A 19,685-nucleotide genomic window follows, 5' to 3' on the forward strand; every position below is an offset into this window, starting at 1 on the left:
ATATTATTTTGATATCATAAAGGTAGCAGTAATTTTTGGATTCTGAATGATAAATTTTGATTTTTTGAAGAGAATGGAATTCAGAATTCGTGAAACAAGGTCTGTGATTATAATTTTTTACAGTAATTATGAGCGGAGATCAAAAGATATAAATGCAATATTCGCTAAGAGTTTATGAAATATTATGAAGAAGATGGCAGAGATGTTTCACTTAGCTAAGGATCATGCTTTGCTGAACAATAGGATTTATACAACCACAGATTTTCCACAGATGTTTGCGCTTTAATATTATTCCAAATCATTCTTTTTTAAAAAAATTATGGTGCTTTTTATATACAATCATCTGTGAAAATCCGTGGTTAAAAATTTTTGTTTTTTAGTTATTGAAGCGCTATTTAGCCTTAGTAAATTCTAGCTATTCTCAATATGAACCTCAAAGAAAATATCTTCTCGTTTTAATTAGCCACAAAAAAATCCCGGAAGTCAATTCCGGGATTTAAATTATATGTTTTAAAAGATTATTTCTTTGTTAAAGCTTTAAACTTGACATAAGAAACAGTAGCTAGAGTAATCATTGTAGCGATTCCGATGTATACCCAAGCTGGTACTGGTACCGGATCTCCCGCTGCGTAAGAGTGAAGTCCGCTCAGGTAGTAATTTACTCCAAAGTAAGTCATTACCATTGAACAGAAAGCAAACATGGTTGCTACGTGGAATGCCCATCTGCTTCTTAATCCAGGAACTAATCTCATGTGCAATACGAAAGCGTACACCATAATGGAAATAAAAGCCCAAGTTTCTTTCGGGTCCCAGCTCCAGTATCTACCCCATGATTCGTTCGCCCAAATACCTCCTAGGAAATTTCCTACCGTTAAAGCAAAAAGTCCAATTGTTAATGACATTTCAGAAACAATTACCAATTCTTTTAAGGTTGTATCGTGGTGAATTTTATAAGTTTCTTTGCTTGAAATAATATAGAATACCAAGGATAGCACGGCAATAATCATTGATAGGGCAAAGAAACCATAACTAGATACAATAATTGCTACGTGAACAATCAACCAGTAAGACTTCAATACCGGAACCAGCGGCGTGATCTGTGGATCAAGTGCTGAACCTCCGTGTGCAAATCCCATCATAATTACTGCTACCATGAATCCTGATGCAGGAATCAAAGCATTTGCGTTTCTATACAATGCAAAACCAGCTGAAATACCTACCCATGAGATGAAGATAATCGCTTCATATCCGTTACTCCAAGGTGCGTGTCCTGAAATATACCATCTTGCGATAAGACCCAGGAAGTGGAATACATATCCTATTGCCCCAATACCGATGATAACTTTAATTACCTTATTTAAAGTTTTATTAGGTTTGAACAGCTCAACAAAACCTAGTATTAAAAGAAGTCCTCCGATAATCGTATAGAAAATCAATAATTTGAAGTTGATATTCACATTATTCATGAATACTTCAAGATCTATCTTAGATTGGTCTGGAATTACAGCTTTCCCCCATTTTTTCTGATAGTCTGAAAGTTTCACCAATTCAGCATCTGCTTTACTCCAGTCTCCGGATCTTTGCGCTCCGATTACTTCTGAAAAGTAAGGTCCCATTACCTGCTGAGACTCCATGTCCGGTTCAAATTTCTGATCCAGCCATGAGTGCCAAGTGTGATTAGCATCATTTTTTACAGGAACAATTCTTAAGAACTGACCACTGAAAAATTCGTTGAAGATTTGAACTCTTTCATTAAGTTTAATTACTTGCTTGTCGTATTCAGACTGGTCAGCCGGTTTTTTAGCAAAAGCTGTATTGTAGTCTTTTTCCAGAATATAAGTTAACATTCCTGTTCTCTTATCTACCGGGAATAAATTCAATAAAGAAGTATAACCATCTTCATTCGCTTTTGTTTTTTCAAGAAGTGCTTTACCTCCTTTTTCATCAACTTTGATTAAAGGAACTGAAGTCCAGCTTTCCGTATCTGTATTGATAGAAAGGAACCACTGGTTAGCATCAAGAGACTTTCCGTCTGTTCCTTTAAAAGTATCGTGCTTGTAAAGTTTTCTTAAAACCTCTAAAGCCTGTGTGTTCATCGGGATAATTCTACCTTCAAAGTTCTGAACCAAAAGGTAACCGAATTTCTCCGCATGTTCTTTGCTGATTTTGTTTCTACCAATGATTTCATCAGCTGAAATGGTTCTCATTTTTCCCATTGGAGAGGCTAATGAATTCTGTTTGGTTTCGCTGTCCTGAGATGCTTTAGCTTCAGGAGCAGGAGCAGCGTGTGTATGTCCGTCACCTTCTACGTGTACATGTTCCCTACTTCCGTCAGTAGTTCCGTGTGTTTCAATTTTCTGAGCATTCAGCCCTAAGCTTAAGAACAATAAAAGTACTGCCGCAGCTTTCTTTTTATTAACATCTTTCAGCATTTTATTTAATTTCCAGAAGTGTGTTCCTTTCCAGAAGAAGATCACAAACATTCCTAAGAATAAAAGACCGTATCCGATGTAAGAAATTAAAGTTCCCCAGTAATCGTGGTTTACAGATAATACAGTTCCCATTCTGTCCGGATCAAAGCTTGACTGGAAGAAACGGTAACCTTTATAATTCAGAACGTGGTTCATATAGATTTTATAAGGGGTTTCTTTTCCTTCATCAACAATTTTTACGTGGCTTTCGTAAGCACTTGGAGAGTTACTTCCAGGATACGTTTCCATCACAAAATCATCTAATTTCAACGCGAAAGGAGTATTGTACACTTTTGGTCCAAATCCAACCATAATGTTCAACCCGTCCATAGTAATTTGCTTGTAAGCATTTGGGTTTCCTTTTTCAACGGAAAGATCAACCAATTGCTTTGTTTTTGGTCCCTGTAGTTCAATCTGAAGCATATCCGGCACGTTGGCATCTTTCTTTCTGTCGCCTTCAATAGCCATCAGTTTCCCTTTTTTAAGACCTTCAGGCACTACAAGTTTTAATTCATTGATGGTGTATAAACTTCTCAATGCCAAAGGCTGGAATTCATCTTTTACAGTGTTTCCTGTAGCCTGAGTTGCCATGGTCATGTAACTTGCATCTACCGGAGTTTTGATGAATAATTTACCGCCTTCATTTTTGAATTCTACAGCGCCATCAATCGCTCTGTTGAATGTTACCAAAGTTCCGTTGATTGATTTTGTATCACCAGCTTTGATATAAATATTCTGTCTTCCAGTTTTTCCTGTTGAAACTAAGTGAAGATATTCAGTTCCGTTAGGTTCAGCCAATAAGCTGTCTTTTTTTCTTTGGATATATTCTTTTGCAAGGACTTTTACTTCTTTTCCGTGAAAGTCATAAGTAGCATTAAGATCTTTGTGAAGCGGAGACATCAGGTAAGGAATATCCTGATAGTTTAGAACATCTCCTTTTTCCTCGATCTGGATTTTAAGGAAATTTTTATCCGTTACAATTTCGTTGGAGGTTTCCCCTTCTCTGATGTGCATCGTTCCTTCAAAACTGATGTATCTTGTGATGGCGCCACCAATGAAAATGAAAACAAAGGCAAGGTGGAAAACCAAAACCGGCCATTTATCCTTTTTCCATAGTCTGTATCTTCCGATATTTCCTATGAAGTTAACGATAAGCAGCACCATGATGAGTTCAAACCATTTCGCCTCATAAATTAATGCTTTTGCTGTAGGAGTTCCGTAGTCGTTTTCTAAGAACGTTGCATAGGCCATTGCGAATGCATAAACCAGTAACAATACAGCCATTGTCCTGGTTGAGATAATAATATCCTGGAGCTTCTTCATGTTGATATATACTTGACATGCAAAAATAAGGATGATAAACCATAAAGCACTGAAAAAAAGCTGTTTTTTGTCATTTTAGCCCCCGTTTTTCTTATTTTGAATCATTCTTAATAATATTAGAGTTATTATGAAAAAATCAATTTCTAACACCGAAAAAATCAGGATTAATAATACCTATATCAACAATTGAAGACTTCTATGTCTGGCTATTGTTTTTTATCTTAAAACTTCAGAGAAAAAACTTGTTAAAAGCTCTTTACTGATCTCCGGCTTATAGATAAACTCATGTGAACCAGTTTCTATGGTCTGAAACTTCCACCCTTTTGCTTTAGATTTATTATCATTATAAATTTTCAAGACATCATTATAGCCAAATACATAATCATCTTTTGCATTGATGGTGTACAATGGATGATCTTTTGTAATATTTTCAAATGGGATAGCTCCAATATTTAAAACCGGATTGGGTGCAAAGGCATAAAACGCTTTAAACGGAGTTTCTTTTTGGGATGCAAACCAAAAGGTTGCAGTTCCCCCATTAGACATTCCTCCCAAATAGATTTTATTTTTATCTACATTGTATTTTTTTTCAACATCATTCAGAATTGTAAAAATATTTTCAAATGCTTTCTGTTGGTTCATCCAGCCAAAATCTTTTTTAGCAAAGGGATAAACAACTATAGCGTTGAAGTGATCTCCCACAGAAAAAATAGGTTCTTTTTTTACATCTGGATTTTGGTAATAAAATTCATTAACAGAATTAACTCCTCCATGAAGAAAGAAAATAACTTTTACTGGTTTTGAAAATTGATACTTTTTCGGAACAAAAACCACATAAGGAACTTTCAACCCTTCTGTTTCTGTAAAATACAGAGCAAAGCCCGATGCTGCCTGATTAAAAGGCACGCTTTCTGTGATCTGATTTTTAATAATTTCCTGGTTCCAATGTTCTTTTTCCTGCTTTTTAAGTTTTTCTGTTTGAGCCAGCTTATTTTCCATAGCTGACAAAAGCTGTTTGAACTCAACATTCAGACTAAGGTTTTTAAATCGTTCATTGGTTTGCAGGAAAGTTACTTCATCTCTCTTTTTTCCTAGGCCAAGCTTATATCCTTTTTTAAGCCATTCAATGGCTGTTTCCGTATCATTGCAATTGGCCGCAGCAGAAGCAGCACTTACATAATCATAAATTCCGATTTCTGTTTGTAAGGCAAATGCTTCTTTAAAATTTGAAAGGGCCGCACAGTATTCTTTTGCTTTTAAATTTGTTGAAGCCTCCTTCATTATAGCTTCATAAGACTGTGAAAATGCACCCGAGAAGCATACCAGACAAGATAATAATAGAATTTTCATGTTATTTTTATTTCAAAAATAAGCAATCATATTCAAATATTTTCATCAGAGAACATTGAAATACAACAGGTTATTTCTTTATTTCCCCAATAAAATCCGTTTTCTTATTTTACTTAAAAATTCATGGGTAATTCCAAGATAAGAGGCCACCTGTTGCTGGGTAAGCTTTTGTTCAAGTCCTGGGTATTTTTCCAGAAATTCAAGATAACGTTTATCTGCCGTTTTACCTGTTAAAGAAAGAATTCTTCTCTGCAATGCTACTGATGACCGCTGATTCATAATTCTAAAAAGCTTTTCGATCTGAGGCATGGCTTCATAAAGCGCTTCCTTATCTTTTTTTGAGATTAACAGGACTTCACTATCCATAAGGGCTTCAATATTTAAAATACTGGGAACATCATTGAGAAGACTATCAATATCCGTAATCCACCACCCTTCTATTGCAAAATACAAGGTCTGTTCAAAACCATCTTCATTCAGATAATAAATTTTAAAACATCCATTCAGGACAAATCCTTCAAAAAGGCAATAGTCTCCTTCTTTCAGAACAGTTTCTTTCTTTTTAAAACTTTTTAACTGGAAAGGTTTAGAAAACTGATCAAATTCTTCCTTGGAAAGATGAATATAACGGCTTATATTTTGGTAAAGCAGATTCAGCATGGTATTATTTAACAAAAATAAAGATATCAATATTTCTGATATCTTTATGGTCTGATAAGGTGGTTATTTTTTATTTCTCTTTTAAGAAATCTTTTGTATTTACGATTTTTGCATAAAGACCACCCAATGCAGAGATTCCTGCTAAAAAGGACTTTTGCACTTCTGATGCTTTTACAGTCCGTCCATTAAGTTCCCTATCTCTTGTAGCTGTAGCATCCCCAATAATCATATTATTAAATCCAAAATCAAAAGAAGCTCTTGTGGTAGATTCAACACAAACATCTGTCATCATTCCGGTAATAACCAGATCTTTAATATTTTCCGACTGGAGATATTTTAACAGATCCGTTTCTCTGAAACTATTGGGAAAATGCTTTTCAATCACCTTTTCACCAGCCAAAGGAGAAACCAGTGAATGAATTTCGGCTCCCGAAGTTCCCGGTAGGAAGAAAGTTGCTCCCTCATTGGTTGAAATATGACGAATATGAATTACAGGGAGTTTATTTTTCCTGAAATATTCTAATACCTGTTGAGTATTTGTGCCGGCCAGCTCAGCTCCTTCCAACGTCATTTTTCCTCCAGGGAAATAATCGTTTTGTACATCGATGATTAATAATGCTGTTTTTTCCATTTTTCTTTTTTGTTGTGCGTTAATTGACACGAGTGATAATAAACACAGGCATAAAGTCAAAGTGCTTTTCAATAGATTTTTCATTGATTCTTTTTTATGAGACAAAACTAGTAAGCTTTATACACCTGGCATTTGAACTAGTTCAAAAAAGGATATTCATTACAAAATAAAAACCGAAGAATTTTCTTCGGTTTTTTACTTTATCTTATTTCCAATAACTCCATTTCAGTCCGTCAAATACAGCCATGGTTTTACTCACTGTATCATAACAGATCATTCCTGGATATGGGTTTTTAACATTAATATGAGGATCTGCTATTTTGGGCAATACCAAAGCTTTATCAGCTGATTCCAATACCAATACTCCAGGAACAGCTGTTGTTGAGTTACCAATAATTACCCTGTTCGGTCCGGGAACTTCAGCATTAGTATTAAAGGTAGCATTATTAACGGAACCAACGTCACTAAGGAGAACCCAGCCGGAACTATCTTTCATTTTTATAATCTTATCATTTTTATCCATCAGAATAGTGCCAGCTACAGCATCATTCGGAAGAGTTTCTACAATGGGAAGCATGATACCATTGGTTGTATTCGGGGCAAAATCGAGAATTCCGTCTCCATCTACAGATTCCTTACCAATACCAACTTGCGCAAACAGAAACCCGGAAAACAAAAATCCTGTGAGTAATAGTATATTTTTCATTGTTTTAATTTTTAAATGTAAACGGCTATTCATTACAAGATCTTGCAATGCAATTCCATGAAGTTCCATTGTATAACTTGAAGCAATTATCGGCAGTATCAAAAATCAACATTCCTTCTACTGGGACAGCTATATTGGCAGCTGTAGTTCTGGTGATAACAAAACCTTTATTGGTAGATTCAAGGGCAATAAATCCATTAGGGATAGTGGCCGGCCAATTGGGCTGTAGTCCGTCATGACCTGTAATTCCAAATTTTGTAATACCGTTAGGTGTTCCTGTAGCGGCATCTTTAGTACAATAGGTTTGAAGATTGGTTCCAAACGTAAAATACTGATCGCCTGGAAATAAATAATTAAATACAGCTTTGCCATTTACAAAACTAGTGGCTGCAATCGTTTTTATGTTCTGAGTAAATCCTGCATCATCTGCAACCAGCATAAAAATCTTATCTGTCGGCAATATGTCTGTGTATCTTGAAAGATCTGCCTGGAGCCAAACCAATCCCGTATCATTCGTTTTTTGCGCAAACCAGCTTCTTTGAATAATCTTTCCTGAAGTGCCATAATTAATTAAAGAAAGAGCCTGAACATTATTATCACCTGTCATCAAAAAAGTTTTGTCCTGAGAAAAAACAGTTCTGCTGACATCAGCGCTGGGTAAAATAAAATTATTTGATGTAGCCAGTGTAAGCATAATATTATTCTCTTCATTAATACTGTTGCTTACTCTTTGACTTAAAACCGACATATCATCCCTCGCTATTCCAAAAATATTATTATTAAAAACAGTATTTAATCCAGAGTTCCATACCACAGTTTCCTCGGAATTGAGATAATTCTGAGGTTGCTGTAAAGTAATTCCGTACTTAATACCAAGATAAGAATTTACTCTCTGCCTTTCTATTGGAGTTTGTGTTTCCGAATACAGAATAAACTCTCCTATTCTGTCTCCAGCCAGGGAAGTTGAACCTGATCCGCCATCATTATCCATTAAAAGAACCATTCCCGGATAGTTAACCGTAGAAGATACATCATTAGAAGGACCACCATAAGTAAGTCCGTTATTATCAAAAAAGTATTTCACATTGGCACCTACAATCGTATTATAATATGACTGAATACTGGGTACATTGCTTCCTATTGTATTGATAATATCTGTTCCGAAAAATACATCTCCATATTCTTTTTCATTATAAAATTCAGGACGATTGGTTCTTGTTCCAAAAAACGGAGACTGCCAGACTCCTGCAATAGCTGTAGGATTAGAACTCTGAGCTGTACCATTCATCACAAAAACGGTTCTGTAAGTAGCCGATGCAGTTCTTGTGAGATGAGTATATGATGTAAGTGACTTTGTTGTATTATCTGGAAAACCAGACGGAAATTTGTATCCGGATCTATAGCCATTGGTACTTACAATTTCTATTACAGGATTAAAATTGAAGCTTGGAATTGAGGTTGCAGAACGGTAAACAGGTCTTGCTCCCACTCCGGGATCTGCATAATAACCTGGCATTCCTTGATTGGCAATTCCGTTTACTCCACCGTTTTTTTGATTTTCCCAGATGGAAACCTGCGTATTATCTGTTGTTGTAGCTGTACCCGCATCGGCTCTTACCCATATCTGCAAATTATTGGAAACTCCGCCCGGAGACTGTGCCCATAGTGTACAATTACCCAACAAGAATACAAAAAATAACTGCTTTCTCATTGATGTATTTTTAAAGTTTATATCTGTTTTTAATACCAGCCAACTCAATAAGAATTACTGGCTCATTAAGAAAAATGGAATATGGAAACTGATTAAAAATGAATATTTATAAAATTATTCTTTGCAAGATAGAATATCCTTCAGACAATAAAACAACCTTATTAATTCTAAATACATCACAAATATATGAAAAATTTTCACCAATTCAGCTATCGAAAATTATTTCAAATAGAGATAACTTTTGTTTACTATTCTAATATATCCATTTAAAAATCTGCATTACAGATTAAAAATATATAAATAATCACAAAAAAAATTATTCTTGCTTTTTCTAATTTTATAGATGTATTAAATTAAAAATCAATTTCCTTTTTAAGTCTTTAATCATGAAATACAGATCAATTAATATAATTTAACAGCTCTGTATTTGGATAAACAAAAAAAATAACCTTATTTTTATTTCAGCCAATATTTATAGCACAAATTATTTTTAAAATCAACTTAAAACAATCGCAGTAAAAAGTGGTACTACAAAATGTTTTTTGAAGAAAAAAGATTCTTTTTCGTATTGAAAAAACATTAAATTTGCCTCATTGATATTTATGGATAAAAAGACACAAAAAAAACCGACTGAATCGCCTGAAAAAGGCCGAATTTTATCTAAGCCCCGTATATTTTTCGGGCTAACTTTTATACTGTTCTCCGCTGTTCTCGCCCTCTCATTCATTTCCTATTTAATGAACTGGAAAGCAGATCAGAGCCAGGCAGGAACTATGCTGGACAAAAGTATAAAGTCTTCAAACATTTTCGGGAAGGCCGGAGACTGGTTGGGAAACATTTTCATATTTGAAAGCATCGGTATAGCCTCATTTATTATAGCATTTTTATTTTTAGTTGTTGGAACCCTGATCTTAAAAAAGAAAATCTTTAAACCATGGAAAACAATTGGTCATTCTCTGTTTTTCATCTGCTGGCTTCCTATATTTATGGGAGCACTTACCAAAGGACAAGGTGTTCTTGGAGGTGTTTACGGATATCAGATCATGGATTACTTAAATGCAATTATCGGATCTGTAGGACTATGGACTGTATTGGCTGCAAGTATTCTTTTATATTTCATTCTTGAATTTAATCTTCGTCCAAGTTCTATCAAGGCAAAATTAAATAAGATCAATGAAAATACTATTGGAAAAGTAAAATCAATGATGCCTGATTCTAATGAAGATTTTGAGGCTGATGAGGAATTAAAAGAAGAAATTGACGAAACAGCGGTCGAAGAAGAAATTTCACCTAATGTTACTGTAAGTGATATTACCAACTCTTCGTCCAATAGCTCAGTTAATAAATTTAAGGAACCTGAAACGGTAAATATTCCAAAAGGATTTCCTGAAGTGCCGGCAACAAGTAATATTGAAACCATTACAACTCCTAATCATACATCATTTGACAATGAAACAAAGGAAGCTGCTCAGCCTGTAAGCCTGAATCTTTCTACAAAACCAACGGTTCCGATTTCAAGCCCTGAAGAAGCTTTTGATATGAATCCTGCAATTTCGATTCCTATTTCTACTCCAGCACCTGTAGTTCCTGCAACATCTTCACCTGCACAGGAAAACATTAAGTTTAATGTAGAAGTAGCTCCGGTAATTGATGTTCTGGATGATTCTGAAAAAAAATCTCAGGAGCTTGTAGAAAAACATGGTTTGTATGATCATAAATTAGATCTGGCTAATTTCCAGATGCCACCTGTTGAGTTATTAAAAGATTATGGCAGTGAAGAGATTTCCATTAATAAAGAAGAGCTGGAAGAAAATAAAAATAAAATTGTAGGTCTTCTTAAAAACTTCAATGTAGGAATTGCGGAAATTAAAGCAACTATCGGTCCAACGGTTACCCTATACGAAATTGTACCGGAAGCGGGAATCCGTGTTGCAGCAATTAAAAAGTTACAGGATGATATTGCATTGAACCTTTCTGCACTGGGAATTAGAATTATTGCTCCAATGCCAGGAAAAGGAACCATTGGTATTGAAGTTCCGAGAAAAAATCCTACCATGGTTTCTATGCGCTCTGTAATTGCGTCTCAGAAATTCCAGAATACGGATATGGATCTTCCGGTGGTTTTCGGAAAAACAATTTCCAACGAGATCTTTATGGCCGACCTTTCAAAAATGCCTCACTTGCTAATGGCGGGAGCAACAGGTCAAGGTAAATCGGTTGGGATTAATGCCATCCTTACTTCCCTACTCTACAAGAAACATCCAAGTGAACTGAAATTCGTGATGGTTGACCCTAAAAAAGTGGAACTTTCTTTATATTCAAAAATTGAAAGACATTATTTAGCTAAATTACCGGATGCTGAAGAAGCAATCATCACAGATACCAACAAAGTAATCAATACCCTGAACTCTCTGTGTATTGAGATGGATACCAGATATGACCTTCTTAAAAATGCATTCTGTAAAAACCTTAAAGAATACAACAAGAAGTTTGCGGAAAGAAAATTAAACCCAGAAAACGGACACCGTTTCCTTCCTTATATTGTGTTGGTAGTAGATGAGTTTGCAGACTTGATTATGACTGCCGGAAAAGAGGTTGAATTACCAATTGCAAGATTGGCACAGCTTGCAAGAGCCGTAGGTATTCACCTTATTGTTGCAACACAAAGACCATCGGTAAACGTAATTACAGGTATGATTAAAGCCAATTTCCCAGCAAGGGCAGCCTTCAGGGTAATTTCAAGTGTAGATTCAAGAACAATCCTTGATTCTCCCGGAGCAGATCAGCTGATTGGTAAAGGAGATATGCTTTACTTTAATGGTAATGAAATATTAAGACTTCAATGTGCTTTTGTAGATACTCCGGAAGTGGAAAGACTTGCAGAATTCATTGGAGAACAAAAAGGATATTCATCTGCATTCATTCTACCGGAATATGTTTCGGAAGATGCAAACAGTTCTGCGGTAGGAGCTTTTGATCCTAATGAAAAAGATGCATTATTTGAAGAAGCAGCAAGAATTATTGTTTCTACCCAGCAGGGATCTACCTCAATGCTTCAAAGACAATTGAAACTAGGTTATAACAGAGCCGGAAGAATTATGGACCAGTTGGAAGCAAGCGGCATCGTAGGCGGATTCAATGGAGCTAAGGCAAGAGAGGTTCTGATCAGTGATCTGCATTCTTTGGAGCAATTTCTTGAAGACTTAAGAAACTAATCAATCACAGAATTTTTTAATACCACGAATCAATTCCGGGCATATTTGTTTAAATATGCCCGGAATTATAAAATGATACTCAACTTAACCTATAATCATGAAAATTTCATTACAACAAACTTTCAAACTTGGACTTCTTGCATGTACCCTAACCCTATCTTCATGCGCATTAAGATCGGTTCCCAGTGACTATACTTCAGTAAAACTGGATGTTATCGACAATAATACCTTGGGAAATGGCAAAGTGCTTATTTATAATGGGGCCGGTGTTCTTCACAAGATGGATAATACAGCAAGATTAAATATTGGGCTTGATGGTAAATCTCTGGGACAGATAAGACCAAGAGAATATGTTATTGTTAATTTAGAAAATGGAAAGCATGAGTTTACGGCTCTTCATATAGATATGGTAAATATGAGAAGTAAACATCCGGTTGAAATTAATGAACACACTAAAGTTATAAAAATTGAACCTACCATTACTTCTAATAAACTAACAATAACAAATATTCTACCGGAGAACTTTGATAAATATATCGAAAGACCAGAAGTGAGATAAACATAAAGCCTGTTCTGTAATACAGGCTGTTTTTTGGAACAGTTTTTGGAAGATCTGCGTAGTTAAAGGAAAAAACAAAAAACTTTAACCTTAAAAGTTTAAAATTATCTAAAGATTATTAAATAAGAAAAATGAAAAATATTATTTCAAAAGTTATATTAGGAAGTTTTGTAGTAGGTGCAGTAGGAATGGCTAATGCTCAGAAAATAGACGCAAAAGCTAAAAAAATATTGGATGACATTACCGCCAATTACAATTCTAAAAAGAATTCTTACTTCAAATTTTCTTTTGGAAGTGGGCTGAACGGGCAGGTTACCAAAACAGAACCCGGGATTTATTATACCGCCGGAGATAAATATAAACTGAAGATCATGGATACTGAACAGATCTTTGACGGAAATAAAATATATAACATCAATGCTGATGATATGGAAGTAACCATTGCAAAACCTAACGGAAGCAGTGCTATGTTCTCTCCTATCAATTATCTTACTACTTATAGAAACGAATATAACGTAACCTATAATGGTAAAAAAACAGTAAATGGTGTAAATGCAGATTTCATTAAACTTACTCCGGTAAAAGCAAACGGAATCCGATTTGTTTATCTTTTTGTAGATTCTGCGAAAAAACAAATGGTGAAACTGGAACAACATGGAAATAATAAAGATGTTGCCGTAATTGCGATCAAGGAATACAAAGAAAATCAGGAACTGGATCCCAATATGTTCGTTTTTGACAAAAACAAGTTCAAAAACTATGTCATTACAGAACTTTAAAAGTTGAAAATCAAAAAGGTAAATTCACTTTTTGGAAATTTCACTTCAGAAAAAAAATAACAAAATATAAAAGCCGCAAGTTTGCGGCTTTTTGATTAATTTTGGCGCATGTTAAAAATACTAGACAGATATATCATAAAAACCTTCTTTGGACCGTTTTTCTTTATATTCAGCGTATTGTTTTTCATTTTCATTGTAAACATTATCTGGGTTCAATTAGGGCAGTTTATGGGAAAAGGATTAAGCTATTGGCAAATCCTGAAACTTCTTTTTTACCTTGGGGTGAATGTTATCAGTATGGTTCTTCCGCTCACCATTCTTCTGGCAAGTATCATGTCATTCGGAGAATTTGGAGAACGTTACGAGCTCGCTGCTATGAAAGCCGCAGGAATTCCTCTTACAAGGGTCATGACTCCTCTTTTAGGAATTACCACAGTTCTTGCCATCATGCTGTTTTTTTTCTCCAACAATATTATTCCGGATTTCCAGAGAAAGGCAAAAAATATGCTTTTTAATATTGCACAAACAAAACCAGCAATCAACTTTACTCCCGGACAGTTTATTGACCAGATCCCAGGATATCTGGTAAAATTTGACAAAATATATGGAGAAAACGGAGAAAATATTGAAGGGGTTTTTGTTCATAAAAAAGCCAACACGTATGAAAACCAACAATCTGTAGTTGCTGAAAAAGGAAAGTTTGTACCTGCAGCCAACAAAAACTTCTTAAAGCTTGTCTTATATAATGGATATGTATTTGAAGATAATTTTGCTGGAAAGGGAGAAAATGTAAGAAAAAAACAGCCGGACCAGGCTATTAAATTCGATACGCTGGTAAATCACTTTGACATTAGTGAACTCATTAATAAAGCTATTGAAAAAGAACAGATTACAGATGACTACCGTTTCCAGACCTATAATGAGCTGAATAAAACAATTGCTATCAGTAAAAAAGAAAATGCATTATTCTTTAAAAGCATAGGAACTGATGTTTTAAATCAGACCAATACTGTGGTTGCTTATATGGATCAGGCTAATAAACCTAAAGTAGCACCAAAAGCCCAGATAAAACTGGATACGGTAAAGAGTGATAAAAAGCTTGAAATGATTTACAGTTCTTATAACAGACTTGAAAATCTGAAGTCGACACTCGAAGTTAAAAAGAATGAGTTCAGCACCAATGTAAAATACTTCAGTAAGGTTGTTATTTATCAGCAGAGGTACATCTCTTATTCGGTAACCTGCCTTATTTTCTTCCTGATCGGAGCCAGTTTGGGATCTATCATTAGAAAAGGAGGAATGGGACTTCCTGTAATTATTGCAATTGTTATCTTCATCATTTTCTATGTCATCAATGTTGGGGTAGAGAATATGTCCTGGAGCGGTAAAATGAATCCTTACTTAGCAGCTTGGCTACCTAATTTCATTTTATTTCCATTTGGAGTATGGATGACTTATAAGGCGCTTACAGATTCACAGTTATTTGATGCAGAAAAATACAAAGTTCTGTTCAAACCTATTACAAAGAGATTCTCAAAAAATAAAGAACATAAGAGATATCAATAATTTCAAGAAAATAAAAAAGGCCCGGAAAATCCGGGCCTTTTTGTTTCTTGAAAGCTGGAAGAGGGAAGCTGGAAGTTAATATCAGCCACGCCATCAAAAAAGTGAATAAGGTTCGCTGGGATGAAATGCAATATTACAATCAGATATTATCTTTCCACATACTTCCTTTGTTGTATAACCTAAAATAACTTCCCTCTTCCAGCTTCCTGCCTTTTACTTTTCAAAAAAGATTATATTTGCAAAAAATAAAACGATAACTATATGAAAAAAGTACTGGCTTTAAGCCTGTTTGCACTGGTTTCTTTTAATGCTTACGCGCAGGAAGACAACAACACGGATTATTCATTAAGAGATGATGAAAGATATGGTTATATCATTGACAAAAGTGGTAAAAAAACCGAAGGGATCGTAAGGCTGAACGGAGATGCCCTATCTCCCTGGGATAATCAAAAGAAAGTAAAATTTGTTGCCGTATCTGACATTGATAAATCTAAAAAGAAACAGAAATTCAAAACATTGGATACAGATGACATCAAAGAATATGTTGCTGTTGATGATAACAATAATGAAAGACATTTCGAAAATATTAAATATACCAATACCAAAGAAGGATTCAATACTGCAACAGGAGGTCTAAGCGGTAATATCAAAGCTTTCAATAATCTTACAAAAAGTACTCAATTCGCTGAAATCGTAACAGATGGAAAGATTAAAGTCTATAAATTATATGGTTATCCTACCACCTTTTCAGCCGGAACGAGCCAGATTGCTGCTGCCGATGCAGAAACCAAAAGAATGAGAGAACATCCATCTTATATTTACAGCAAAAAAGGAGGCAAAATTGAGGAACTTACGTTAGCTAAAGCTAAAATAATTATTGCAGACTGCAGCTATGCCAAAGGTAAAATGACCAGCGGCTCTTATGCTTCATTAAAAAATGATGAAAAGAAAAGATCCGGTCTTGGCAGATTGATAAAAAGTCAGATTGACGATGTGATGTCTAATGTTCCACAAATCGTGGAAGAAGTTATCACAGATTACAACGAAAACTGTAAATAAAATTACTTGATAATATAAAAAAGAGACTCCGGATTTGGAGTCTCTTTTTTATTAAAACTGATAAACAAAAGCATTGATATTCATCCCCGCTCCTACAGAAGCAAACAAGACAACATCATTTTTTTTGATTTCATGATCTTTCAACTCACCCTTTAAAATCATAGCCAGCAGAGACGGAATGGTAGCGACACTGCTGTTTCCTAATTTATGAATCACCATAGGCATAATGTGCTCCGGAACCGGAGTATTATAGAGCTGATAAAATCTATTAACAATAGCTTCATCCATTTTTTCATTAGCCTGATGAATTATAATTTTATCCAGTCTATCAATTGAATATCCACTGTTATCCAGACACTTTTTCATGGCCTCAGGAACGTGTAAAAGAGCAAATTCATAGATTTTTCGTCCATCCATTTTAATATATCGGGTATCCGGACACCGCTCATTGTTATAAGATTTTCCAAAATATAAATAATCTTTTTCCGTAAGGGTATAAGAAGCGGATAAGTGAGATCTGATTCCAGCAGATTCGTCATCGTCATTAGCCTCTAAAATAGCGGCTCCTGCACCATCTGCATAGATCATACTGTCTCTGTCATGAATATCCACAACACGAGAAAGCGTTTCAGCTCCAATTACAAGGCATCGCTTAGCAATTCCTGCCCTGATAAATGCATTAGCCTGTATTACTCCTTCAATCCAGCCCGGACAGCCGAATAAAACATCATATGCCACACAGAAATTATTTCGTATTCCTAATAAATGCTTTACCCGCGCTGCAAGACTCGGAACCATATCAGATTGAACCGTTCCAAACCGAACATCTCCAAAGTTATGAGCGAATATAATATAATCTAAGGTTTCCGGATCTATTCCTGCATTTTCTATGGCGGCCTGAGCTGCTTTAAGCCCCAAATCTGAAGTCACTTGTGTATTCTTGGCATATCTCCTTTCTTCAATGCCTGTAATCTTTTTCAATTTTTCTGTGATAGAGGCATTATTGTCTTTTAATAAGACTCCTTCCTCGTTAAGGAAAATATGCTTGTCAAAAAATAAATTGGTAATTGTTTCGGACGGGATATAGTTCCCCACGCCAATAATTCTGGTCATCATCTTTATGCTGTTATCCTGTTCTATAATACTTTCAGGAATAATCAATAAATATAACGATAATACTGATCAATATATTATAAGAAAGAGATAATTCTATTTAATTTTCGAAAAAAATTATACAAAAAAAGAGGACTCCAAACGGAATCCTCTTTTGTATTTTCAAAAACTGAAAATTATACTTTCATAATTTCAGCTTCTTTTGTCTTAAGATGCTCATCACAAAGCTTTACATATTTATCTGTGTATGTCTGGATTTCTTCTTCCACCCCTTTCACAACATCTTCAGAAACTCCTTCAAGTTTTTTAAGTTCTTTCAAACCATCTTGTCTTGCGTTTCTTACTACAATTTTTGTCTGCTCTGTTTCACTTTTAGCCTGTTTTGCAAGCTCCTTTCTTCTTTCTTCTGTTAAAGGTGGTACATTAAGAATAATATTTTCACCGTTATTAGATGGTGCAAAACCTAAGTTAGAATTAATGATCGCTTTCTCAATAGCATTGATGGCTGTTCTGTCCCAAGGTTGAATAGAGATGGTCATTGCATCTGGAATAGAAACATTGGCAACTTGGTTAAGTGGAGTCATTGCTCCGTAATATTCAACCATTACATCCTGAACCATCGCTGTAGAAGCACGTCCTGCTCTGATTCTTTGAAATGCATGGTCAAGGTGTTTTACCGCTGCATCCATGTCCTGTTTTACAGATTCTAATATTAAATCTAATTCTTCCATTATTATATTAAAGTTTGATAAATTACACATTAGTGATAAATGATGATTGATAAACAATAAACGATGAGCAATTAATAATAAGCAATGAGTAGTTTTAAACCGCTCCTACCTACTATCTATATATTACCCTATCATCTGATTACAAATCAACTAAAGTACCTACATTTTCTCCCTCCACAATTTTTACTAAATTTCCTTCTTTATTCATATCGAATACAATGATAGGCAATTTATTCTCGTGGCTTAAAGTAAAGGCAGTCATATCCATTACCTTAAGGTTTTTCTCAAATACTTCGTCGAAAGATAATGAATTATATTTTACTGCATCAGCATTCTTTTCAGGATCACTGTCATAAATACCGTCTACTCTTGTTCCTTTAAGGATGACATCTGCTCCAATTTCGATTGCTCTTAATGTTGCGGCTGTGTCTGTTGTAAAATAAGGGTTTCCTGTTCCTGCACCAAAGATCACTACTCTTCCTTTTTCAAGGTGTCTTACTGCTCTTCTTTTGATGAAAGGTTCAGCCACTTTATCCATTTCAATGGCAGACTGAAGTCTTGTTTTAATCCCAGCATCCTCCAATGCACCCTGTAGCGCCATACCGTTAATTACAGTTGCTAACATTCCCATGTAATCTCCCTGTACTCTATCCATTCCTTTCGCAGCTCCTGCAACACCACGGAAGATGTTTCCTCCTCCAATGACGATCGCTACTTCACAGCCTTTTTCAACTACTTTTTTGATCTCTGCAGCATATTCCTGCAGTCTTTCGTTGTCAATACCGTATTGTCTGTTTCCCATTAAGGCTTCACCGCTAAGTTTCAGAAGGATTCTTTTATATTTCATCTTTTATTTTTAATAAGCTTTTTATTAGTGTGGGTTTCCCCAAAATTTGACTTTGCAAATATAATCATTAAAAATATTGGTAAAAGAAAAATATTTAATTAGAAATAATGTAAGAAATATTTTGAAAAGTACGAAAAAGGATTATTTTTGCATTAATTATAAATTGAGTTGAAGAAAATTATCATTTTTTCATTATTTCTATCAGGAATTGTTTCTTATGCGCAAACAGGAACAAATGTGTATCCGTTCTTAAATGTACCTGTATCTGCAAGACAGGCTGCCTTGGGTGGAGATGCAATTTCGATAAGAGATTATGATGTTTCCTTTGCTATTGCAAACCCGGCCTTGTTAAATAAAGATTCAGACAAGCAGCTTTCTGTAAATGCTACCGCTTATCTTGCAGACTCCAAATACGGAACCATTGCGTATGCCAAAGACTTTGAAAATGGCCACATGGCTACCATCAATGCAAGGTATATGAGCTATGGAAGTATCCCCAGAACTGATGAAAGCGGTTTTCAGGATGGAGAATACAAAGCTTCTGATGTAGCTATCGGTGCCGGATATGCTTACCAGTTTGAAGAAGACTGGACCATTGGTGGAGGATTAAATTTTGTTACCTCAAAAATAGACAACTATACTTCTTCCGCCATCTCAGGAACTGCCGGAGTTACGTATCATAATAAAAAGAACAAAGAAGTTCTTTCCCTTGTGCTTAGAAACTTTGGTTTTCAGCTGAAATCATTCAATGGAACCCGTGAAAACCTTCCATTCAGAGTGGATATAGGCTATACAAGAATACTGAAAAACTTCCCGCTAGCCATTACTATCACGGCACACGATCTTCAACAGTTTAATATTTCATCTGAATATAATAAAGATGGTCAGAAAGTGAATGCAGGAAGAAAAATTGCAGATCACTTCTCATTAGGTGCTGAATTATTCCCTGAGAAAAACTTCAGAT

Annotated in this window: 15 protein-coding genes; 6 read left to right on the forward strand and 9 right to left on the reverse strand. The window is 35.1% G+C overall.

Annotation, left to right across the window (positions count from 1 at the left end):
* Window positions 1-518: 518 nt before the first annotated feature.
* The 6 genes from ccsA to BBH99_RS18125 form a co-directional block, all read right to left on the reverse strand.
* Entirely contained in the window at window positions 519-3,794 is a 3,276-nt protein-coding gene (gene ccsA, locus BBH99_RS18100) for a cytochrome c biogenesis protein CcsA (protein ID WP_066699028.1), read from the reverse strand.
* Between the two features lie 216 nt (window positions 3,795-4,010).
* On the reverse strand, window positions 4,011-5,144 hold the full coding sequence (locus BBH99_RS18105) for a prolyl oligopeptidase family serine peptidase (protein ID WP_123873216.1): 1,134 nt from the start codon (window positions 5,142-5,144) through the stop codon (window positions 4,011-4,013).
* A 78-nt stretch (window positions 5,145-5,222) separates the two neighbouring features.
* Window positions 5,223-5,804, reverse strand: coding sequence for a Crp/Fnr family transcriptional regulator (locus BBH99_RS18110; RefSeq protein ID WP_066699034.1), 582 nt, complete (start codon window positions 5,802-5,804; stop codon window positions 5,223-5,225).
* A 70-nt stretch (window positions 5,805-5,874) separates the two neighbouring features.
* Entirely contained in the window at window positions 5,875-6,435 is a 561-nt protein-coding gene (locus tag BBH99_RS18115; RefSeq protein WP_066699055.1) for a cysteine hydrolase family protein, read from the reverse strand.
* Between the two features lie 205 nt (window positions 6,436-6,640).
* Window positions 6,641-7,141 carry a hypothetical protein gene (locus BBH99_RS18120; protein ID WP_066699058.1) on the reverse strand — a complete coding sequence of 167 codons (501 nt, stop codon included), beginning with the start codon at window positions 7,139-7,141 and terminating at the stop codon, window positions 6,641-6,643.
* Window positions 7,142-7,166: 25 nt separating this feature from the next.
* Window positions 7,167-8,852 (reverse strand): hypothetical protein, encoded by a 1,686-nt coding sequence (locus tag BBH99_RS18125; RefSeq protein ID WP_123873217.1) that lies wholly within the window; start codon window positions 8,850-8,852, stop codon window positions 7,167-7,169.
* Window positions 8,853-9,454: 602 nt separating this feature from the next.
* Between BBH99_RS18125 and BBH99_RS18130 the strand changes: the two genes are divergently transcribed.
* The 5 genes from BBH99_RS18130 (at window position 9,455) to BBH99_RS18150 (ending at window position 16,030) form a co-directional block, all read left to right on the forward strand.
* Window positions 9,455-12,067, forward strand: coding sequence for an FtsK/SpoIIIE family DNA translocase (locus BBH99_RS18130; protein ID WP_066699037.1), 2,613 nt, complete (start codon window positions 9,455-9,457; stop codon window positions 12,065-12,067).
* A 97-nt stretch (window positions 12,068-12,164) separates the two neighbouring features.
* Window positions 12,165-12,626 carry a hypothetical protein gene (locus BBH99_RS18135; protein WP_066699039.1) on the forward strand — a complete coding sequence of 154 codons (462 nt, stop codon included), beginning with the start codon at window positions 12,165-12,167 and terminating at the stop codon, window positions 12,624-12,626.
* 131 nt (window positions 12,627-12,757) lie between these two features.
* A complete protein-coding gene (locus tag BBH99_RS18140) occupies window positions 12,758-13,405 on the forward strand; it encodes a LolA family protein (protein ID WP_066699041.1) in 648 nt (215 codons plus the stop codon).
* A gap of 108 nt (window positions 13,406-13,513) precedes the next feature.
* Window positions 13,514-14,971, forward strand: a complete 1,458-nt coding sequence (locus BBH99_RS18145; RefSeq protein ID WP_066699043.1) for an LptF/LptG family permease — start codon at window positions 13,514-13,516, stop codon at window positions 14,969-14,971.
* Between the two features lie 261 nt (window positions 14,972-15,232).
* Complete coding sequence (locus tag BBH99_RS18150) at window positions 15,233-16,030, forward strand: hypothetical protein (RefSeq protein WP_066699046.1); 798 nt, start codon at window positions 15,233-15,235, stop codon at window positions 16,028-16,030.
* 51 nt (window positions 16,031-16,081) lie between these two features.
* Here the strand turns inward: BBH99_RS18150 and BBH99_RS18155 are convergent, their stop codons facing one another.
* From BBH99_RS18155 to pyrH, 3 genes are all read right to left on the reverse strand, one after another.
* Entirely contained in the window at window positions 16,082-17,146 is a 1,065-nt protein-coding gene (locus BBH99_RS18155; protein WP_066699060.1) for a 3-oxoacyl-ACP synthase III family protein, read from the reverse strand.
* Between the two features lie 173 nt (window positions 17,147-17,319).
* On the reverse strand, window positions 17,320-17,874 hold the full coding sequence (gene frr / locus BBH99_RS18160) for a ribosome recycling factor (RefSeq protein WP_066699048.1): 555 nt from the start codon (window positions 17,872-17,874) through the stop codon (window positions 17,320-17,322).
* Window positions 17,875-18,013: 139 nt separating this feature from the next.
* Window positions 18,014-18,721 (reverse strand): UMP kinase, encoded by a 708-nt coding sequence (pyrH, locus tag BBH99_RS18165; protein WP_066699051.1) that lies wholly within the window; start codon window positions 18,719-18,721, stop codon window positions 18,014-18,016.
* A 168-nt stretch (window positions 18,722-18,889) separates the two neighbouring features.
* Between pyrH and porQ the strand changes: the two genes are divergently transcribed.
* Window positions 18,890-19,685, forward strand: a 796-nt coding sequence (gene porQ / locus BBH99_RS18170) for a type IX secretion system protein PorQ (RefSeq protein WP_066699053.1), incomplete at its 3' end; no start/stop codon positions are given.

It is taken from the genome of Chryseobacterium contaminans (assembly GCF_001684955.1).
GTDB classification, from domain to species: Bacteria; Bacteroidota; Bacteroidia; order Flavobacteriales; family Weeksellaceae; genus Chryseobacterium; species Chryseobacterium contaminans.